Source organism: Hymenobacter psoromatis (genome assembly GCF_020012125.1).
Classification (GTDB): Bacteria; Bacteroidota; Bacteroidia; order Cytophagales; family Hymenobacteraceae; genus Hymenobacter; species Hymenobacter psoromatis.
In genome coordinates this window covers 100,571-117,190 of the sequence record NZ_JAIFAG010000001.1, presented here as the reverse complement: position 1 = coordinate 117,190, position 16,620 = coordinate 100,571, and the positions used below count along the sequence as shown (strand labels likewise).

The following is a 16,620-nucleotide window of genomic DNA, read 5'->3' as shown; positions in this document are numbered from 1 at the left end:
TTGTCGAAGCATGACGTTTTTTGTTCGCTCAACAAGTCAATAACTACCTCCTTGAATTACCCCTTCACCATTTCATGATTAATACTATCGCTAAGCTCGGCACCTTCAACGTGTGGGCCAACGAAACGCTGCTGCGCCGCCTCGATTCCTCCGTAGCTGCCGGCAAAGAGGCCCCGGCAGCCGCGCTGCGCATTTTCAGCCACGTCATCAATGCCCAGGCCATCTGGATTGCACGCCTCAGCGGCACCGCCAGTCCGCTTAAAGTGTGGCAGGAGCATGACCTGGCCGGCCTGCACCACTGGCACAAGCAAACCTCTCAAAAGTTTGCCGACCTCTGCGCCAATGCTGATGAGCAGGAGCTGCTACGCCACATCCAGTACTCCAACTCCCAGGGCGATGCCTTCGACTCGCAGGTGAGCGATATTCTGACGCACTGCGTGGTGCACGCCAGCTATCACCGCGGCCAGGTAGCTACCAAAATGCGCGAAGGCGGTCTGGAGCCCGTCAATTCCGACTTCATCACCTACTGCCGCGAGGTAAGTGGGCAGGTAGCGCCACAACTCTGACCATTAAATAGCGCGAATTGTGCGGGATTTCACGAATTTTTTGGACGATTCACGCCTACGATTTGCCAAAAAAGGCCACCCAAGCGGGTGGCCTTTCTCAGTGAACCAGCGGGCTACTTCTTGGTCGTATCGGCCGGCGCGGGGGGGGTAGGGGTTGCCTTGCGCCCACCGCCAAACAGGCTGTTCAACCCATTGCCAATGGCCTGCTTTGCTTTGGCTTCAGCTTCCAGCTTCTTCTTCTGAATCTCCAGATTCAGTTGTTCCTGGGCATTTTGCTGGGTAACGGCAGTAGCCTTCTGGGTGCTGTCACCCTTGGCTCTATTCTTATTGGCGAGGCCCAACAGCGCGTCGGTGAGCTTGGTCTTCACCACGTTAGTCACGATGGCTTTACCCTGGTCCTTGAGGCTGCCGCTGGTCAGCTTCACGGTGGGGCTGCTGATGTTGCCCCCAATGTCGAGGCCCAGCGTCACGCGGTCAGTACCCTGAATATTCTGCACGCCGGTCAGTTGCGTAAGCTTGCTGTTCAACGCATTACCAAGTTTGCCGGTGGGCGCGTTTATGGCGGCCACGTAGTCCACGATGCCGGCCAGGCTGTTGGTGCCGCCCAGCGTCAGCTTAAGGTCGCCTACCGCGAAGTCGAAAGGCTTCACGATGAGCTTGCCATCCACAATCTGCGCGTTCACGACCTTGTTTATAATGCTCAGGTTTTTCAGCTCCGGCAAGGTCGTGAGGCTGGCAATCTGGCTGAGGGTAGGCGATTGCAACACGCTGGCTTTCAAGATATCAAATACGCCGTTACCACTTAGCGTGCTCAACTTGGGCAGCATATCCTGGCCCATCTCGCCGCTGGCGCTGAAGGTGGTGTTGAACACGCCCTGCACCGCCGCGGCCAGCGGCACCAGCGCCTTCACGGTGTTGAATGCCTGGAAAGCACTCTGAAAATTCAGGTTTTTAATATTCAGCCCCAGGTCAAATTTGGGATGAGCCAGGTTCTGGGTATTATAGCTGCCGGTGGTGCCAAAGGTGGCACCCAGGGTGTTGAAAGTCAGATTTTTAAGCGTCGCTATTTGGTTATTCACCGTCACGGTGCCAGTGGCGTTGGTTAGCTTCAGGTTGTCGTAGGTCACGTTGTCTACCTTGCTGTTGAGCACCAGGTCGAAGAACTTCGGAATGGCGACTACCCCGCTGGCCTGGGTCGGCGCGGCCTTGCCAGTGGCCGTACTCTTGTTGCTCACGGGGTCCACCATAAACTCGTTCACGTTGAAATTGTGCGAGTTAACCGTTAGGTTACCGCGCAGCGGCTGGCCGGGCGTGAAGAGGTAGCCCAGGTAGTTGCTCACCGTGCCACTGGCCGCAAAGTCGGAAGTGCCAGCCGTGCCATTCAGGCTCTGAACCACAATCTGGTTGTTGTTGAAGGTGCCCGTCGCGCTGCTGATGTTCACGCCCTGCGGTAGCTCTTTACTCTGGTAAGTCACGTTCTTCGCCTGCACCGTGCCGCTGGCCTTCACGTTCTGGTAGCGGCCGGCGTTCACGTCGGCCATGTTGCCGGCGGCGGCAATGTTGCCGCTCACGCGGCCCGTCACGGTCATGCCCTGCAAGGGAAAAATCCTGGTGATTTTGGTAAGGTCCACCGTACCCTTCACGTCGGCGTCGAAGACGGGCGAGTTGATGTTGTGGGCCGCCAAGCGGCCATCGAGCGGCTCACCTTCCAGCAGCATGTGAAACTGCGGCAGGTTTACGTAAGTATCATTCACCTGGCCCGTGGCGTTCACCACCGTGCCACTCAGATTGATATCCTCAATCGGGGCCGGAAACTTATCCGATTTCACGTAGCCATTGGTCATCTTGATGGCGGCGTTCACCACCGGCATCTGGGTCTTCGAGTACGTACCTTTGCCGGTAGCATCCACGAAAAACTGGCCGCGCATGGTGAGGCCGGCCACCGGGTACACTTTCAGCGCCTCGGCCAGGTTCACGTTGGCCTTCACGCGGCCGTCCACCTGCATGGGGTTGAGGCCGTCGATGGCCACGTTGCCATCTACCGGGTTGGTACCCAGGTCCAGGTGAAAATTCGATATATTGACTTTCACATTATTCGTGAAGCCCGAGGGGTTATCCACCACCATCGCCACGTTGATGTTCTTGGCCTCCTGCGGCAGCTGCGGATACTTGAAGCGGCCGTTGGTCACGGTCAGGTTCACGCCGTAGCCAGGCATCCGTAACTTATTTTGCACGCCCTTGTAGTAGCCGCTAAAGGCTACCTGCCCGCTCGCCGCCACGTCCTTAAACTGCGCGTTGAACACGCCCGGCACCAAGCTCAGGATGTTCTTGAAGTCGGTTTGCAGCGCCTTGAACGTGATGTCGTAGGTGATATCGGTGGCGTTGGGCAGCCCAATGGCACCCGCGAAGCTGAACGGGAAATCGTTGAGCTTCACCTGGTTTTCCTTGAAGGTATACAGATGCTTGTTCAGGTCCATCGCCAACGCCACGTCGGCATTCACCTGCTTATTGGTCAGGTAGTCGATGCCGTTGTAGGTGGCCGTGAGCTTATTGATGGTCGTGTTAGACGTCAGGTCGAAGATATTCTTCGCAAAATCGCCCTTGCCGGTGTGGTTCACGCCGCGTGCGTCCATTCGGAAGGGAATGCTCCGGTCATCATAGCGCAAGCGCCCGTTGGTAATTTTCCAACCCTGAATGGCCAGATTCACCGAGCTGGTATCCTGCCCTTTCGAGGCGGCGGCCGAGTTCGAAAGCATGATATCCCAGTTGGCACGCCCGCTCTTGAGCACCTCAATGGCAATGTCAGGCTGGTCGAGGGCCACGCTTTTCACGTCAATCTGCTGGCCCTTGATGACGCTCATCAAATCGAGCCCTACCCGCAAGTCGGGCAGGTAAGCCAGCGTGTCGCGGCTGAACGAGTCCAGCCCAATCACGCGCAGGTTCTTGATATCCAGACCTAAATTGGGAAACGTGCTGAGCAACGTCACGTCAATATCGGCAGGATTATACTGCACCTTGGCGCGCACGCGCTGCGCAATCTGTTTATCGGCGAGCGCCCGCAGCTTGTCTTTAAATAAAAACGGCGCGGCCACCAGCGCCACCACCAGTAGCACGACAAATACCAGAAAACCAAGCAGAATCTTGCGCATCAGAAGAGGTAATTAAATAACGTCGGGCAAAAATAGCGCCCAGCGGGGCCGGTTGGGGGCACCCGCGCTTTAACGCGAAAATGGAGCCGATTGCGCCTTGCACACAGCTTTTTTCTGTAAATACTCCTTTTTTCCTTTACAAAAAAGCCCGGTCGAAGATGTCTCCGACCGGGCCTGGCAGCAAGTAGGGGATGAGTTATTTAGTTGCATGCTGCTCCAGGTACTGGTAGCGGGCGCGCGTCTGGTCGGGCCCGGCCTGGGTGGTCACGTCAAGGCGCATCACCTGGCCATTCTGCTGGCTGGCGGCTGGCCAGGGGGGTAGGCCCACGCCGTTGGGGTTGCCAGTTTTGATGAAGTTGGCGAAATAGCCCTGCATCACTTTCGACACCTGGTAATCATCGGGCGTCCAGGCAAATACCTTGTTAGTAGGCAGGTTGCCCAGCGCGTACTCAATCTCGGCCGAGTGCACGGCACCCTTGGCGGGCGGGGCGGGGGTAGGGGCCGCGCCGGTACCCTTGGTGACGCCGCCGGCCAGGTTGGCGGTGGCGTTGCCCATTGCGGGCGTCATGGCCGGGCGGGGGCGGGCGTAGAGGTAGCGGTATACCGGCTGGCCGCCGGTCTGGAGCTGGGCATCGGCCAGCTTCCAGGTGCTGTAGGCGATGAAGCGGTCACTGGCCAGGTCGGTGGCGGCCTGCTCGGCCTGCGCGTCGGTAGTGGCGGGATAGAGGCGCTGAATGTCAGCCGCCTGCTCGCCATACAGCTTTTGCACGGCGGCGCTGTAGTTGGCTACCGTGGGCGCGTTCGGGCCCAGCACCATCTGGTAGCCCATCTCCTGCGAGTTCCAGCCCACCAGCAGCGGCACGTGCGCCTGCTGGCCGGCGGCAAAAATCTCGGCCGGCGAGCGCGGCAGAAAATACCCATCCACAATGGGCGCAAAGCGCGGCGCGCCCTGCTTGCCGCTGGCCTCCAGCAGCTGCTGGGCCGGCAGCGCCCGCAACGCAGCCAGTGAAGAGGCACCCAGGCTGGTAGCAAACCCTACCCCCGTCTGCTCGCCCTGCGCCAGGGTGGGTAGCGGCTGCAAGCCCAGCAGCGAGCCGCTTTCGGCAATGGCACCCACCAGTAGGTTTTTAGAAGCCGGCGCGGCTAGCTGCGCGCTCACCGACCACGAGCCCGCCGACTCGCCCCCAATGGTAACGTGCTGCGGGTCGCCGCCAAAGGCCGCGATATTGGCCCGCACCCACTGCATGGCCGCTTGCTGGTCGAGCAGACCATAGTTGCCCGAGGCGTGGTGCGGCGATTCCTTGGTCAGCTCGGGGTGGGCCATAAAGCCGAACACGCCCAGGCGGTAGTTCACCGTCACGGTCACGATGCCTTGCTTGGCCAGGCTTTCGCCGTCGTAGCGCGGCTCCGAGCCATCGCCGGCCACGAAACCGCCGCCGTAGAAATACACCAGCACCGGCCGCTTTTCCTGGGCCGTTTTCGCGCCCGTCCACACGTTCAGGTACAGGCAGTCCTCGCTCACGCCATTCGAGCGAAAATTCATGTCGCCAAATAGCGGCAGCTGCATGGCGCGCGGCCCAAACTGCGTGGCCGGTCGCACGTTGGTCCACTTCGCGGCCGGCTGCGGGGCCTGCCAGCGACGCTCGCCCACGGGCGGCGCGGCGTAGGGAATACCCTTGAACTCGTGGATGCCGCTGGCGGCAGTAGCGCCGGCCAGCCGGCCGCCGGCTACCTGCACCTGGTTTTGGGCAAGGTTGGAAGCAGGCTTCTGAGCCACGGCCACGATGGTCAGGAAAAGGGGGGGTAGGAAAAGTAGCAGTTTCATGGCGAAAAGTAGCGCGAAGTTTCCACTTCGTACGCAAGCACGGCGAGCATCGTCGTTTGCACTGTGCGGTTCTGCCTGCTCGCGGCGCTCGCGCACGAAGTTGAGAAACTTCACGCTACACGCAAAAAGCCCCGCTGCCAGCTTGGCAACGGGGCTTTCTTAAAAAGCTAACAACCCAAAAACTACAGCAGCTCCGTGCTACGCTTCACGAAGGCCGTAAGCGCCTCGCCCTTCAGCATCCCTTGCGTGAGCAGGGCCAAGTCGAAGGCCTGCTTGGCAATGGTTTCGCCGCCGTCGGCCAGCACCTTTTGCACCAGCGGGCTGTTGGCGTTCACCGTCACGTCGAACGAGTCGGGTAGGGAGCCGAACATCTGCATGCCGCCCCCGCCACCGGTGCGCTGCATGTCTTTCATGCGGCGCATAAACTCGTTTTGGGTGATGACCACTGGCGCATCCTGCGGCGAAAGGGCCGCCACTTTGACGTGCATGGTCTCGTTGTGGATAGCGCTTTTAAAGGTTTCCTCTAGCTTCTTCTGGTCGTCTTCGCTCAGCACGCTAGCCGGGGCCTCTTCTTTTTCAATGAGCTGGCTGGCTGTGGCCGAGTCTACGCGCTTGAACGTGGTTTTCTCCAATTTTTGCTCCAGCAAACCAATGAAATGCGGGTCGAGCACCTGGTCCATATTCAGCACGTCGTAGCCGCGCTCCTGGGCCGCCGCCACGAAGCCGTGCTGGCGCTCGGCGTCGGTGGTATAAAGTACTACGGTGTTGCCGTCTTTGTCCTGCTGATTGGCCTGAATATGCTCGGTGTACTCGGTGAGCGTGTATAGCTTACCCTCCACGCTTTTCAGCAGCACAAAGTCCTTGGCACGCTCGTAAAACTTATCATCCGAGAGCATCCCGTACTTTACAAACACCCCAATATCAGCCCATTTTTCCTCGTAGCCAGCGCGGTCCTTGCGAAACAGCTCGGCCAGCTTATCAGCCACTTTACGGGTGATGTAGGTGTTGATTTTGCGCACGTTGGCATCGGCTTGCAGGAAGCTACGCGACACGTTCAACGGAATATCGGGCGAGTCAATCACGCCGTGGAGCAGCATCAGAAACTCGGGTACTACATCCTTCACTTCATCGGTGATGAATACCTGCCGCGAGTAGAGCTGAATCTTATTACGCTGAAATTGCAGCTCGTCCTTCACCTTCGGGAAGTACAAAATACCCGTGAGGTGAAACGGATAGTCCACGTTCAGGTGAATCCAGAACAGCGGCTCATCCATGCTCATCGGATACAGCTCGTGGTAGAACTTCCGGTAGTCCTCATCGGTCAGGTCGGCCGGCTGCTTGGTCCAGATGGGCGTCGTATCGTTAATTAGCTGACCCTCAAACTCAATCGGGACGGGCAGGAACTTGCAGTACTTGGTGAGGATGGTACGCAAACGGGCTTCCTCCAGAAACTCGTCCGAGTCTTCGGCTACATGCAGCACCACATCAGTGCCGCGCTCGGCCTTGGCGTGCTCGCCGGTGGGCTCGTCCAGGGTAAACTGCGTGCTGCCGTCGCAAATCCAGTGCGCGGTCAGGGCATCTTCTCTATAGGATTTCGACCAGATTTCCACTTCTTTCGACACCATGAAGGCCGAGTAGAAGCCCAGGCCGAACTGCCCGATTATCTGGTCTTTAGCCTGCGCATCGGTTTCCTTGTACTTCTCCACAAACTCGGTAGCGCCGGAGAAAGCAATCTGGTTGATGTACTTCTTGATTTCATTGCCCGTCATGCCCAGGCCGTGGTCCGACACCGTGATTTTGCGGGCTTCCTTATCCACAGTCACGCGCACTTTCAGCTCACCCAGCTCGCCGGTAAACTCGCCCTGCCGGGCCAGGCTTTGCAATTTCTGCGTGGCATCAACGGCGTTGCTGACGAGCTCGCGCAGGAAAATCTCGTGGTCAGAATACAAGAACTTCTTGATAATGGGGAAGATGTTCTCGGTGTGAATGGAAATAGAGCCGGTTTCGGACATGGGAATAGCGAAATGGTGGAAAACAACAAAAGGCTGACTAACAGGCCGGGGCCGTGCGTCAACCTTCCATTTCAAAGGGTGTTCCAAGCGGGTGCTGGCTGCCAACCTGGCAGCCGAGCCGCCAGGCTACAGTTGGTAATACGCGCGGGGACCGGCCACGTCGTCGGTTTTGCTGGTGCGGGCGCAGTGTTGCACCCATTCGATGAGCAGGGCCGGCAGGCGGGGCGAGTAGTCGGTGAGCCAGTGCATGCCGGCTTCGGACTGCGCGAAAAATTGCAAATCGAACCGAATGTGCAGGCTCACTGCGCCCAGCAGGTCCTCCACTACGTGCTGGTTGTAGATGCGCTTGGCCGTGAGCACCACTACCACCTGTCGCAGGGGCAGGGTGAGCAGGGAGGGAATAAAGCTCTTGCTCAGCCATAGCTGGTCATAGACCGAAATATCGGGCAAAGTGTTCATATCCAGCAACACCCGCTTTACTCCCAGCTGGCGTACTAGTTGACATATTTGCCCAAATGCCTCGCGGAAGCCACTCATTTGGCGACCACCTACCCACGCAATCCGCGCTACCCCGAGCGCGACATCATGTTGCACACAAAGCTCTTTAACAGAGTCAATTATCATATAGCTAAACCGTAAGCATCTTTACTAAATACAATCAAGTGGAAGATAGAAAAAGAGAGAATCGGCCCACTTACGAAAAAGACTTAAGAGTGGTCGTTCTAAGTCTAACTTTTTTTCAATAAGCCATTCCCTGGACTTAAAGCGGGTAGCGTGCAGTTTTTTAGTATTAATAAAAGTTAAATGTTTACCAGTTTTTATTAGTTACTACTATATTTTTTAAAATTATTTTATCGACTCTTCATCCACTCAAAATTCTACTATCAGGTGGCGGCTGGTCGGCCCAGTATGCGTTGGCCAGCGCCGGGCTTATACGTGGGAAGCGCAGCGCTGTCAGTCCGCAAAAAGTATGGCAAGGTAGAGCGGGAAACGGCAGGTAGCCCCAGAACCTACCCTCATTTGAAGCCGGCGGTGCTTACCGGCCACAAATGAGGGTAGGGCTGGCTGCTTGCGCTGAACGTAAGGTGCAGGGCGGGGTACACTTCCCCAGCGAAGGCCGGCCTCTTTCTATTTCCATGCCGGAAACTTCGAGGCGAACAAACATAACGTGACCATTATTTGAAACATTGTTGCTTTTTTGCGAAAGCTTTCCAGTGATTTATCAGTAGCTTTGTCAAAAGGAAAGCAGTATTGGCTACCGGCTTTGTAGTTGCCTCTGCTTTCCTTATGCCAGCATGTTGCGGTCTGCTTTTCGTCCCTACCTCGCCTTTCTATTGCTGCTCTGCCTCACGCGGACGCTGCTGCCGGAGGCATGGGTGCTGGCGCTGCACGGCCACGAGCATACCACGGAGGAACTGGCCTTCACGGTCGGCCGGGGCCACAGCCACGCTGTGGCGGGCAAGGCCCTGCTCACGCCCAAGCACACGCACTGCCACGAAGACACGTTTTACAACGTGCCCTTCGTGGCTTCCCCGCCGGTGGTGATGCCCTTGCCCCGCGTGCTGCTGAGCTATCAGCCGCTGGCGATACCCTTCACGCTGGCCTGCTCGGCCACCGAGCTACGGCGCACGGCGCTACGCGGCCCCCCGGTGGGGTAAGGCTCCCGTCTGGTTTAATTCTGAGCCGCCGTAGGGTGCCAGGACCGCCGTGGGCGGGCCGGCCGCGGCCGTACTGGCCGCCCGTGGGCGGCGCAATTTTCTCATTATCTTGGGTATATCTCTTGCAAACGGCCGCGTGGCGGCCGGGCGGGGGCTGTTGGTGCTGGCTTGGCTGCTGGGCGGCGTACCCCTTGGTACGCAAGCCCAGGTAGAGCCTACCCCGGCCTGCGCGCTGAACCTGGCGGGGCGCATCACGGACCAGCGCACCGGCGAGCCGCTGCCGGGCACCGTGCTGCGGCTGGATGAAACCAGCGCCGCCGAAGCCGCCGATGCCGATGGCCACTACCACTTTAACCAGCTGTGCGCGGGGAAGTACCACCTGCACGCCACCTTCGTGGGCTACGCCGAGCAGGTGCTGACCGTGACGATGCGCGGCAGCGTGACCAACCTGGATATCAAGCTAAAAGCCGCCGCCGGGCAGTTGGGCGAGGTGCGGGTAGATGGGGCTAAGGAGACCCGACCGCTCATCAGCCAGAGCCAGACTACACTGACCGGGCGGGCCTTGCAGCAAACGCGGGGCCTCAACCTGGCGGCCGCCTTGCAGGGCATTACGGGGGTGTACAGCATCCAGACCGGCCCCACGATTGCCAAGCCCGTGATTCACGGCCTGTACGGCAACCGGGTGCTGATTCTGAACAACGGTGTGCGGCAGGAGGGCCAGCAGTGGGCCAACGACCACGCACCCGAGATTGACCCCTTTACCGCTACCCGCCTCACCGTGATTAAGGGCGCGGCCAGCATCCGCTATGGGGCCGATGCCATCGGCGGCGTGGTGCTGGTGGAGCCGGCGGCCCTGCCCGACACGGCGGGGGTAGGCGGCGAGGTGAACCTGGTGGGTATGACCAACGGCCGGCTGGGCGCGGCTTCGGCCTTCGTGCAGGGTGCCATTCCGGCCGACTCGGCGGGCGGGGGCGGCGGGCGGGGGCGGGGGCTGCTGCACGGCCTCAGCTACCGGGTGCAGGGCACGCTGCGGCGGGCCGGCACGGCGCGCTCGGCGAACTACTACATCACTAACACCGGCTTGCAGGAGCAGAACTACTCGCTGGCGCTAAACTATCACCGGGGCATTATCGCTACCGAACTGTTTTTCAGCCGCTTCGATACCAAGCTGGGCATCTTTTCGGGCTCCGAAACGGGCTCGGTGACGGACTTGCTGAGTGCCATTGACCGCAACCGGCCACTGACGCCAGACGTGTTTACCTATACTATCAGCCGGCCCTACCAGGCGGTGGTACACCAGCTCTTCAAGACCAAAGCCACGGCCACGCTGCCGGGCGGCGGCCAGGTGCAGGCCACCTACGCCCGCCAAACAGACGCCCGCTCGGAGTACGGCGACCAACTGCCCTATAACCCGGCGCTGGGCGATGTGCCCGACCTGTTTCTAAGCCTGACCTCGCACACTCTCGACCTAGCCTACCTCACGCCCACCACCGGGCCGTGTTCGGCTACGGCGGGCTTCCAGGGTGTGACGCAGGCCAACATTCGGGAATACCAGTTTCTGATTCCCAACTTCCGCAATTACGGGGCGGGGGCCTACGTGCTGGGCAAGCATCGCGGCGAACGCCTGACCCTGGAAGGCGGCCTGCGCTATGATTACCGCTGGCTGCGGGCCTTTTTTACCGACGTGAGCACCGGCCGCATCACGCGGCCCACCACCATCTACCAAGCCGTGACGGGCACCGTGGGCGGCCTGCTCGACCTGGGCCACGGCCTCACGCTGAGCACCAACCTGGCCACCGCCTGGCGGCCGCCTACCGTGAATGAGCTGTACGCGGCCGGCGTGCACCAGAGCGCGGCCACCTACGAAATCGGTGACCCGAACCTGACTAAGGAGCAGGCTTACAACGGCAGCGCCAGCCTTTTATACAGCGGAACGAAGGTGGAGAGCGAAGTGGGCGGCTATGTCAACTACATCCGCAACTACCTGTACCTGGCCCCAGCGGGGCGCTACATCCGCACCGTGCGCGGGGCCTACCCGGCCTTCGACTATACGCAGGCCAACGCGCTCTTCAAGGGCCTTGACGCGCGCATGAGCTACCGGCCGGTGCCGCGGCTGACCTTCAGTTCGTCGGCCTCGCTGCTGTGGGCCTACAACGAGAGCGCCCACGACTACCTCATCTACGCGCCGCCCAACCGCTGGCAGAACGGCGTGCGATTTAGCCTGGGCGGCGATGCCGGGCCGCTGCGCCAGAGCTACGTGGGCCTCAATAACCAGTTTGTGGCCCGCCAGGGCTGCACGCCGGCCAGCGGCGACTACGCCCCCGCCCCGGCCGCCTATGACCTATGGGGAGCCGAGGCCGGCACCCTGCTCCACGCCGGTCACCAGCTGTTCGACATCAGCCTGACGGCCAGCAACTTATTAAACCGCGAATACCGCGATTACCTCAACCGTTTCCGCTACTACACCGCCGACGTGGGCCAGAATATTCAGCTCCGCGTGCGCGTGCCGTTTTAGGCTAAAATAGTGCCGCTTGTCATTGCTTCGCTCTGTCCGCAATGACAAAATATTAATAATCAACATTCAACCATTTTTCCTTTCCAACTCCATGTTTTTAACCGTGAAATCTACCCCCAAAGTCCGCGTGGCGGCAATGGCCGGGCTGCTAGCCGCCCTGGCCGGATGCAGCAAAAATGAAGAAGTAGTGGCCCCAACCGTGGCCAACGAAGCCCTCACGACGACCATCCTGACGCTGACCAACACCGCCAACCCCACCGACGTGCAAACCGCCACCTGGGAGCAATTACTTGACAGCAAGGGCAATCCGCTGACGCCCGACGTGAGCAAGGCCAACCTCAACCTAACCGCCAACGCCAACTACACCGGCCAGTTGGGCATTCTGGACAAGAGCCAGACGCCAACCTTCGACGTGGGCAACGAGATTGCGACGCAACGGGCTAATTATCACCACGTTTTCTACCAGCCGCTGCCTACCAACCAGCCGTTGATGATTCCGGCTCCAACTGGTACTGGGGCTGATATCTACCCCGCGCCCATTCCGACGCCCCTACCCACTAGCCCGCCCTTGAACCTAACGGTGACCACTACCGACGTGGATACCAACACCCCGGCGCTGCCACTGGGCTTCAAAACGACCTTCAAGACCGGGGCGGCCAGTACTGGCTATCTGCGCGTGGTGCTGCGCCACCAGCCCAATGTGAAAGACGGCACTTTCGCCCCTGGCTCCACGGACCTCGACGTGGGCTTTAACGTGAGCATTAAATAGTTAATCGCACTGCCAGGCGGCCTTAAGTCAACTTTCAAAACTCAATTTTCCATGAAACTCCTACCCCTTCTGCTGGCCGCCGCCCTACCCCTGGCCGCCGCCGCGCAGACTACCCCTAATCCCGGCTACGTGGGCCTGAACGTCGGGGCCTCCTTCGCCTTGGGCGACTTTGGCAAGTCCGATTACTTTAATAACCAAGCGGGCTTCGCCAAAACGGGCCTGCACCTGGCCCTCGACGGCGCGCACTACTTCGGCGGCGGCATCGTGGGCCTGGCGGGCCAGGTGGCATTCAGCGACAACGGCCGGCTGAAAACCAAGGACCTAGACCAAATCGGGGCCGGCTTCACGGACGGCTTCGGGGTGGATGAAAGCACGCTGCGCAGCGGCAGCCGCTACCGTCGCCTCACGGCGATGGTGGGCCCCTCGTTTATGTTTCCGCTTGGCAGCAAGCTGCGGCTGGAGGCGCGCGGCCTGGTAGGTATCGTGCACAGCTTCAGCACGCCTACCCTCACCGTGCAGCTCGAAGACAACGCCCAGACGCTGCTGACGCAATACAGCTCTACGAGCACCGTGTTTGGCTACCAGGCGGGCCTGGGGCTGCACTACGCCCTGGCCCAGCGCGTGGGCCTGGTGCTGCGCGGCGACTTTATGGGAGCCAGTGCCTTCACCGTTGACAATGGCAACCGCACCAACAACGCCGGCCGCTTGCAGACCAAGCAGCCCGTTTCGGCCTTCAATACGTCGCTGGGCCTGGCTTTCAATTTCGGGAAGTAAGTCTTGGATTTTCGCTCCCTACCCCCCTCACTCCCTATGACCCGTTCTTTCGTTCCTGCCTTTGCCGCCGCCCTGCTGGGCTGCGGGCTGGTGCTGACCGGCTGCCAGCCGGCCGCCGACAAAACCGCCGCAACCACGACGGGCGCGCCCGCCGCCGGGCCGGCCATCACGCACGCCGAGTTGGTGGCCGACCACCAGAAGATGGAGGCTGACCACCGCATCATGCAAACCGCCGATTCGGTGATGGAGGTGGACCACCGCCAGGCACTGGCGGCGGCCAAACAGGCCGGCATCGAGAATACGCCGGCTTTCCAGGCTCTCGAGAAGCGCCACGATACCCTCATTCAACAGCACCAGGACGTGATAAAGCGCCACGATGCCGTGATAAAGCGTCACGCCGAGCTGGAAGCCAAGCACGAAAGCGGTGGCGTGCCCGAAGCCCAAATGCGCCAGGACCACGACCAGATGAAGACCGAAGACCAGCAGATTCAGCAGGAGCACAAGCAATTGGTAGCGGACCACGCCAGTATGATGGCCGAGCACCAGAAGCTGCTCGCTGAGGCTAAGAAATAAGGTTTTGTAGAAACGCGACCCATCGCGTCTCTCCCCCATTCGCACTGCTTGACCCCTGATGCCGAGAGACGCGATGGGTCGCGTCTCTACCTCGGGTAGGCGCGCCGATTTTTCTCTGGTTTGGTTTAGAGAAATTACAGACAGACCCCGGCCGCTGGTTGGGGTTTGTTTGCGTAAGGGAGGGCCGGACGGCGATTGTTGCCGTTCTTGCTACTGCCCTGCGCTTTCCTATGTCAAACCAGTTTACGACTACCTTACTGCTGAGCGCCCTGGCGCTATCGGCGGCGGCCCAAACGAGCCCTACCCCCCCGGCGGCCGGCCGCCGGGCCAGCGCGGCCGCCTTTGGCGGCCGGCTGGTGGATGCCACTACTAATGAGCCCCTACCAGGGGCCAATGTGATATTCCCGGACCTCAAGCAGGGCGCGGCCACCGATGCCGACGGGCGCTTTAGCTTCAGCGACCTACCCAGGGGCAAGTTTCTGGTGCAGATAACTTCGCTGGGCTACAACACGGTGAGCCGGACGGTGGACACGGGTAGCAACGAGCCACTGCTGGTGGGCCTGAGCCCGGCAGCCACCGAAATCGGGCAGGTGGTGGTCACGGGCGTGTCGCAGGCCACGGCGCTGCGCCGCTCGCCGGTGCCCACGACGGTGGTGGACCACACGCGCCTCAACCAGACCTCGGCCACCAATGCCGTGGATGCCATTGCCCACACGCCGGGCGTGAGCCAGATTACGACTGGGGCCGCTATCAGCAAGCCGGTAGTGCGCGGGCTGGGCTACAACCGGGTAGTGACGCTCAACAACGGGGCGCGGCAGGAAGGCCAGCAGTGGGGCGACGAGCACGGCATCGAGATTGACCAGTTCAGCATCGACCGGGCCGAGATTATCAAGGGGCCGGGCTCCTTATTGTATGGCTCCGACGCGATGGCGGGCGTTATCAACTTCCTGGCCCCCGACCCGGTGGCGGAGGGCCACGTTATCGGCTCAGCCACAGCTACCTACCAGACCAACAACCGCCAGCAGGGCTATTCTTTCGAGAACGCGGGCAATATCAACGGCCTGAACTGGCTGGCGCGCGGTACCCGCAAGGTGGCCGGCGACTACCAGAACCGCTACGACGGCCGGGTTTTTAATTCGGGCTTCAATGAGTGGGACGCCAATGCCTACGTGGGCCTGAACAAAAGCTGGGGCTACTCGCACTTGACGTTCAGCACCTTCAACCAAAACCTGGGCTTGATTGAGGGTGGGCGCGACAGCCTGAGCGGGCGCTTCGTGCGCGACGTGGCGGTAGGCACCACCGTGGAGCAGCGCATCGTGACCGACGATGAGCTGCACGGCTACCAGCTGTTCGTGCCGCGCCAGCGCATCAACCACCTGCGCTTCGGCACCGACAATAATTTTATTATCGGCGACCAGGGCGGGCGGCTCACGCTGCAAGTCAACTACCAGCAGAATTTGCGCCGCGAGTTTGGCGACGTGCTCCAGCCCGACACGCCGCAGCTGTACTTCCAGCTGCGCACCGTGGACTACGCGGTGCGGTATTTTCTACCCGAATTCAAGGGCTGGAACCTGGCTGTGGGCAGTACCGGCCTGCGCCAGCAAAACCGCAACCTGGCCACCGAATTCCTGATTCCGGCTTATAATCTGACCGAAGGCGGCGTATTTGGGGTAGTGAAAAGGTCGTTTGGCGGGCTCGACCTCAGCGGCGGGCTGCGCTACGACGTGCGCCGCATCGCAGCTCAGAGTCTATATCTCGACGCCAACGAGCGCCCTACCCCCCCTACCACACCGGGGGCCGAAACCAAGTTTCCAGGTTTTCAAAGCACGTTCGATAACTACAGCGGTAGCCTGGGTGCGGCCTATAACCTCAGCGACCGGCTCACGGTGAAGGCCAATATCGCCCGCGGCTTTCGCGCGCCCAACATCGCCGAGCTGGGGGCCAACGGGGTGCACGAGGGTACCATCCGCTACGAGGTGGGTAGGCCCGATTTGCGGGCCGAAACCAGCTTGCAGCTCGATGCGGGCGCGAGCTACGTGACGGACCACGTGCGCTTTTCGGTGGATGCGTTTGAGAACAGCATCAGCAATTATATTTTTGAGCGGCGGGTACTGGGCCGGGCGGGCCGCGACTCGGTGGTAAATGCCGGGCCGCCGCCCATTGGGCTGTTTCAGTACGTGCAGGGGCAGGCGCGGCTGCTGGGCGGCGAGGCTACCCTCGATTTTCACCCGCATCCGCTGGATTGGCTGCACTTTGAGAACTCGTATTCGCTGGTGCGCGCCCGGCAGCTCGATGCGCCCGAGGGCCAGCAGTTTCTGCCCTTCATTCCGGCCGACCGCTTTCAGAGCGAGCTGCGCGGCAATTTTCGCCGCCAGGGCAAGCGCCTCACCAACGTGTACGCCCGCTTTCAGCTGGAGCAGACTTTCGCCCAAAACCGCTACTACGCCGCCTACGACACCGAAACCGCCACCCCAGCCTATACCTTGTTCAATGCCGGGGCCGGCACCGACGTGGCCGACGAGAAGGGCCGCACGCTGTTCTCTATCTATCTCACAGCGAACAACTTATTTGACAAAGCCTACCAAAGTCACCTTAGCCGCCTCAAGTACGAGGAGGTCAACAACGCCACCGGCCGGCGCGGGGTGTTTAACCTGGGCCGCACGCTGAGCGTGAAGGTGGTAGTACCGCTATCGTTTAAGTAAGCGCGCCGCCTTCGCAAGTAAAGCCGCCAGCCTGGAGTAGGGTGGGCGGCTTTTATTTTGGCAATGATATACGAGTT

Annotated in this window: 11 protein-coding genes; 7 read left to right on the top strand and 4 right to left on the bottom strand. The window is 60.4% G+C overall.

Features of this window, described 5'->3' with window-relative positions; all coding sequences use genetic code 11:
* The first annotated feature begins 74 nt into the window (after positions 1-74).
* On the top strand, positions 75-566 hold the full coding sequence (locus LC531_RS00535) for a DinB family protein (RefSeq protein WP_223648372.1): 492 nt from the start codon (positions 75-77) through the stop codon (positions 564-566).
* A gap of 113 nt (positions 567-679) precedes the next feature.
* On the opposite strand, the gene LC531_RS00530 is transcribed toward LC531_RS00535, so the two are convergent.
* The 4 genes from LC531_RS00530 to LC531_RS00515 form a co-directional block, all read right to left on the bottom strand.
* Positions 680-3,715: an AsmA family protein gene (locus tag LC531_RS00530; protein WP_223648371.1), complete on the bottom strand. Its 3,036-nt coding sequence runs from the start codon at positions 3,713-3,715 to the stop codon at positions 680-682.
* Between the two features lie 196 nt (positions 3,716-3,911).
* A complete protein-coding gene (locus LC531_RS00525) occupies positions 3,912-5,540 on the bottom strand; it encodes a carboxylesterase/lipase family protein (protein WP_223648370.1) in 1,629 nt (542 codons plus the stop codon).
* A 182-nt stretch (positions 5,541-5,722) separates the two neighbouring features.
* Positions 5,723-7,552 carry a molecular chaperone HtpG gene (htpG, locus tag LC531_RS00520; RefSeq protein WP_223648369.1) on the bottom strand — a complete coding sequence of 610 codons (1,830 nt, stop codon included), beginning with the start codon at positions 7,550-7,552 and terminating at the stop codon, positions 5,723-5,725.
* Between the two features lie 126 nt (positions 7,553-7,678).
* A complete protein-coding gene (locus LC531_RS00515) occupies positions 7,679-8,011 on the bottom strand; it encodes a hypothetical protein (protein ID WP_223648368.1) in 333 nt (110 codons plus the stop codon).
* A gap of 836 nt (positions 8,012-8,847) precedes the next feature.
* On the opposite strand from LC531_RS00515, the gene LC531_RS00510 reads away from it, so the two are divergent.
* From LC531_RS00510 to LC531_RS00485, 6 genes are all read left to right on the top strand, one after another.
* Positions 8,848-9,210, top strand: a complete 363-nt coding sequence (locus LC531_RS00510; protein ID WP_223648367.1) for a hypothetical protein — start codon at positions 8,848-8,850, stop codon at positions 9,208-9,210.
* A gap of 109 nt (positions 9,211-9,319) precedes the next feature.
* Positions 9,320-11,725, top strand: coding sequence for a TonB-dependent receptor (locus LC531_RS00505; RefSeq protein WP_223648366.1), 2,406 nt, complete (start codon positions 9,320-9,322; stop codon positions 11,723-11,725).
* A 91-nt stretch (positions 11,726-11,816) separates the two neighbouring features.
* Positions 11,817-12,494 carry a hypothetical protein gene (locus LC531_RS00500; RefSeq protein ID WP_223648365.1) on the top strand — a complete coding sequence of 226 codons (678 nt, stop codon included), beginning with the start codon at positions 11,817-11,819 and terminating at the stop codon, positions 12,492-12,494.
* A gap of 51 nt (positions 12,495-12,545) precedes the next feature.
* Complete coding sequence (locus LC531_RS00495; protein WP_223648364.1) at positions 12,546-13,268, top strand: outer membrane beta-barrel protein; 723 nt, start codon at positions 12,546-12,548, stop codon at positions 13,266-13,268.
* A gap of 36 nt (positions 13,269-13,304) precedes the next feature.
* Positions 13,305-13,841 carry a hypothetical protein gene (locus LC531_RS00490; RefSeq protein WP_223648363.1) on the top strand — a complete coding sequence of 179 codons (537 nt, stop codon included), beginning with the start codon at positions 13,305-13,307 and terminating at the stop codon, positions 13,839-13,841.
* Between the two features lie 230 nt (positions 13,842-14,071).
* The gene (locus LC531_RS00485; protein ID WP_223648362.1) at positions 14,072-16,543 is read left to right on the top strand and encodes a TonB-dependent receptor; all 2,472 of its coding nucleotides are present in this window, start codon (positions 14,072-14,074) and stop codon (positions 16,541-16,543) included.
* Positions 16,544-16,620 lie beyond the last annotated feature (77 nt).

Coding starts and splice junctions, on each gene's coding strand:
- LC531_RS00535 (WP_223648372.1), top strand. CDS start 75: ATGATTAATACTATCGCTAAGCTCGGCACCTTCAACGTGTGGGCCAAC.
- LC531_RS00530 (WP_223648371.1), bottom strand. CDS start 3,715: ATGCGCAAGATTCTGCTTGGTTTTCTGGTATTTGTCGTGCTACTGGTG.
- LC531_RS00525 (WP_223648370.1), bottom strand. CDS start 5,540: ATGAAACTGCTACTTTTCCTACCCCCCCTTTTCCTGACCATCGTGGCC.
- htpG (WP_223648369.1), bottom strand. CDS start 7,552: ATGTCCGAAACCGGCTCTATTTCCATTCACACCGAGAACATCTTCCCC.
- LC531_RS00515 (WP_223648368.1), bottom strand. CDS start 8,011: ATGAACACTTTGCCCGATATTTCGGTCTATGACCAGCTATGGCTGAGC.
- LC531_RS00510 (WP_223648367.1), top strand. CDS start 8,848: ATGTTGCGGTCTGCTTTTCGTCCCTACCTCGCCTTTCTATTGCTGCTC.
- LC531_RS00500 (WP_223648365.1), top strand. CDS start 11,817: ATGTTTTTAACCGTGAAATCTACCCCCAAAGTCCGCGTGGCGGCAATG.
- LC531_RS00495 (WP_223648364.1), top strand. CDS start 12,546: ATGAAACTCCTACCCCTTCTGCTGGCCGCCGCCCTACCCCTGGCCGCC.
- LC531_RS00490 (WP_223648363.1), top strand. CDS start 13,305: ATGACCCGTTCTTTCGTTCCTGCCTTTGCCGCCGCCCTGCTGGGCTGC.
- LC531_RS00485 (WP_223648362.1), top strand. CDS start 14,072: ATGTCAAACCAGTTTACGACTACCTTACTGCTGAGCGCCCTGGCGCTA.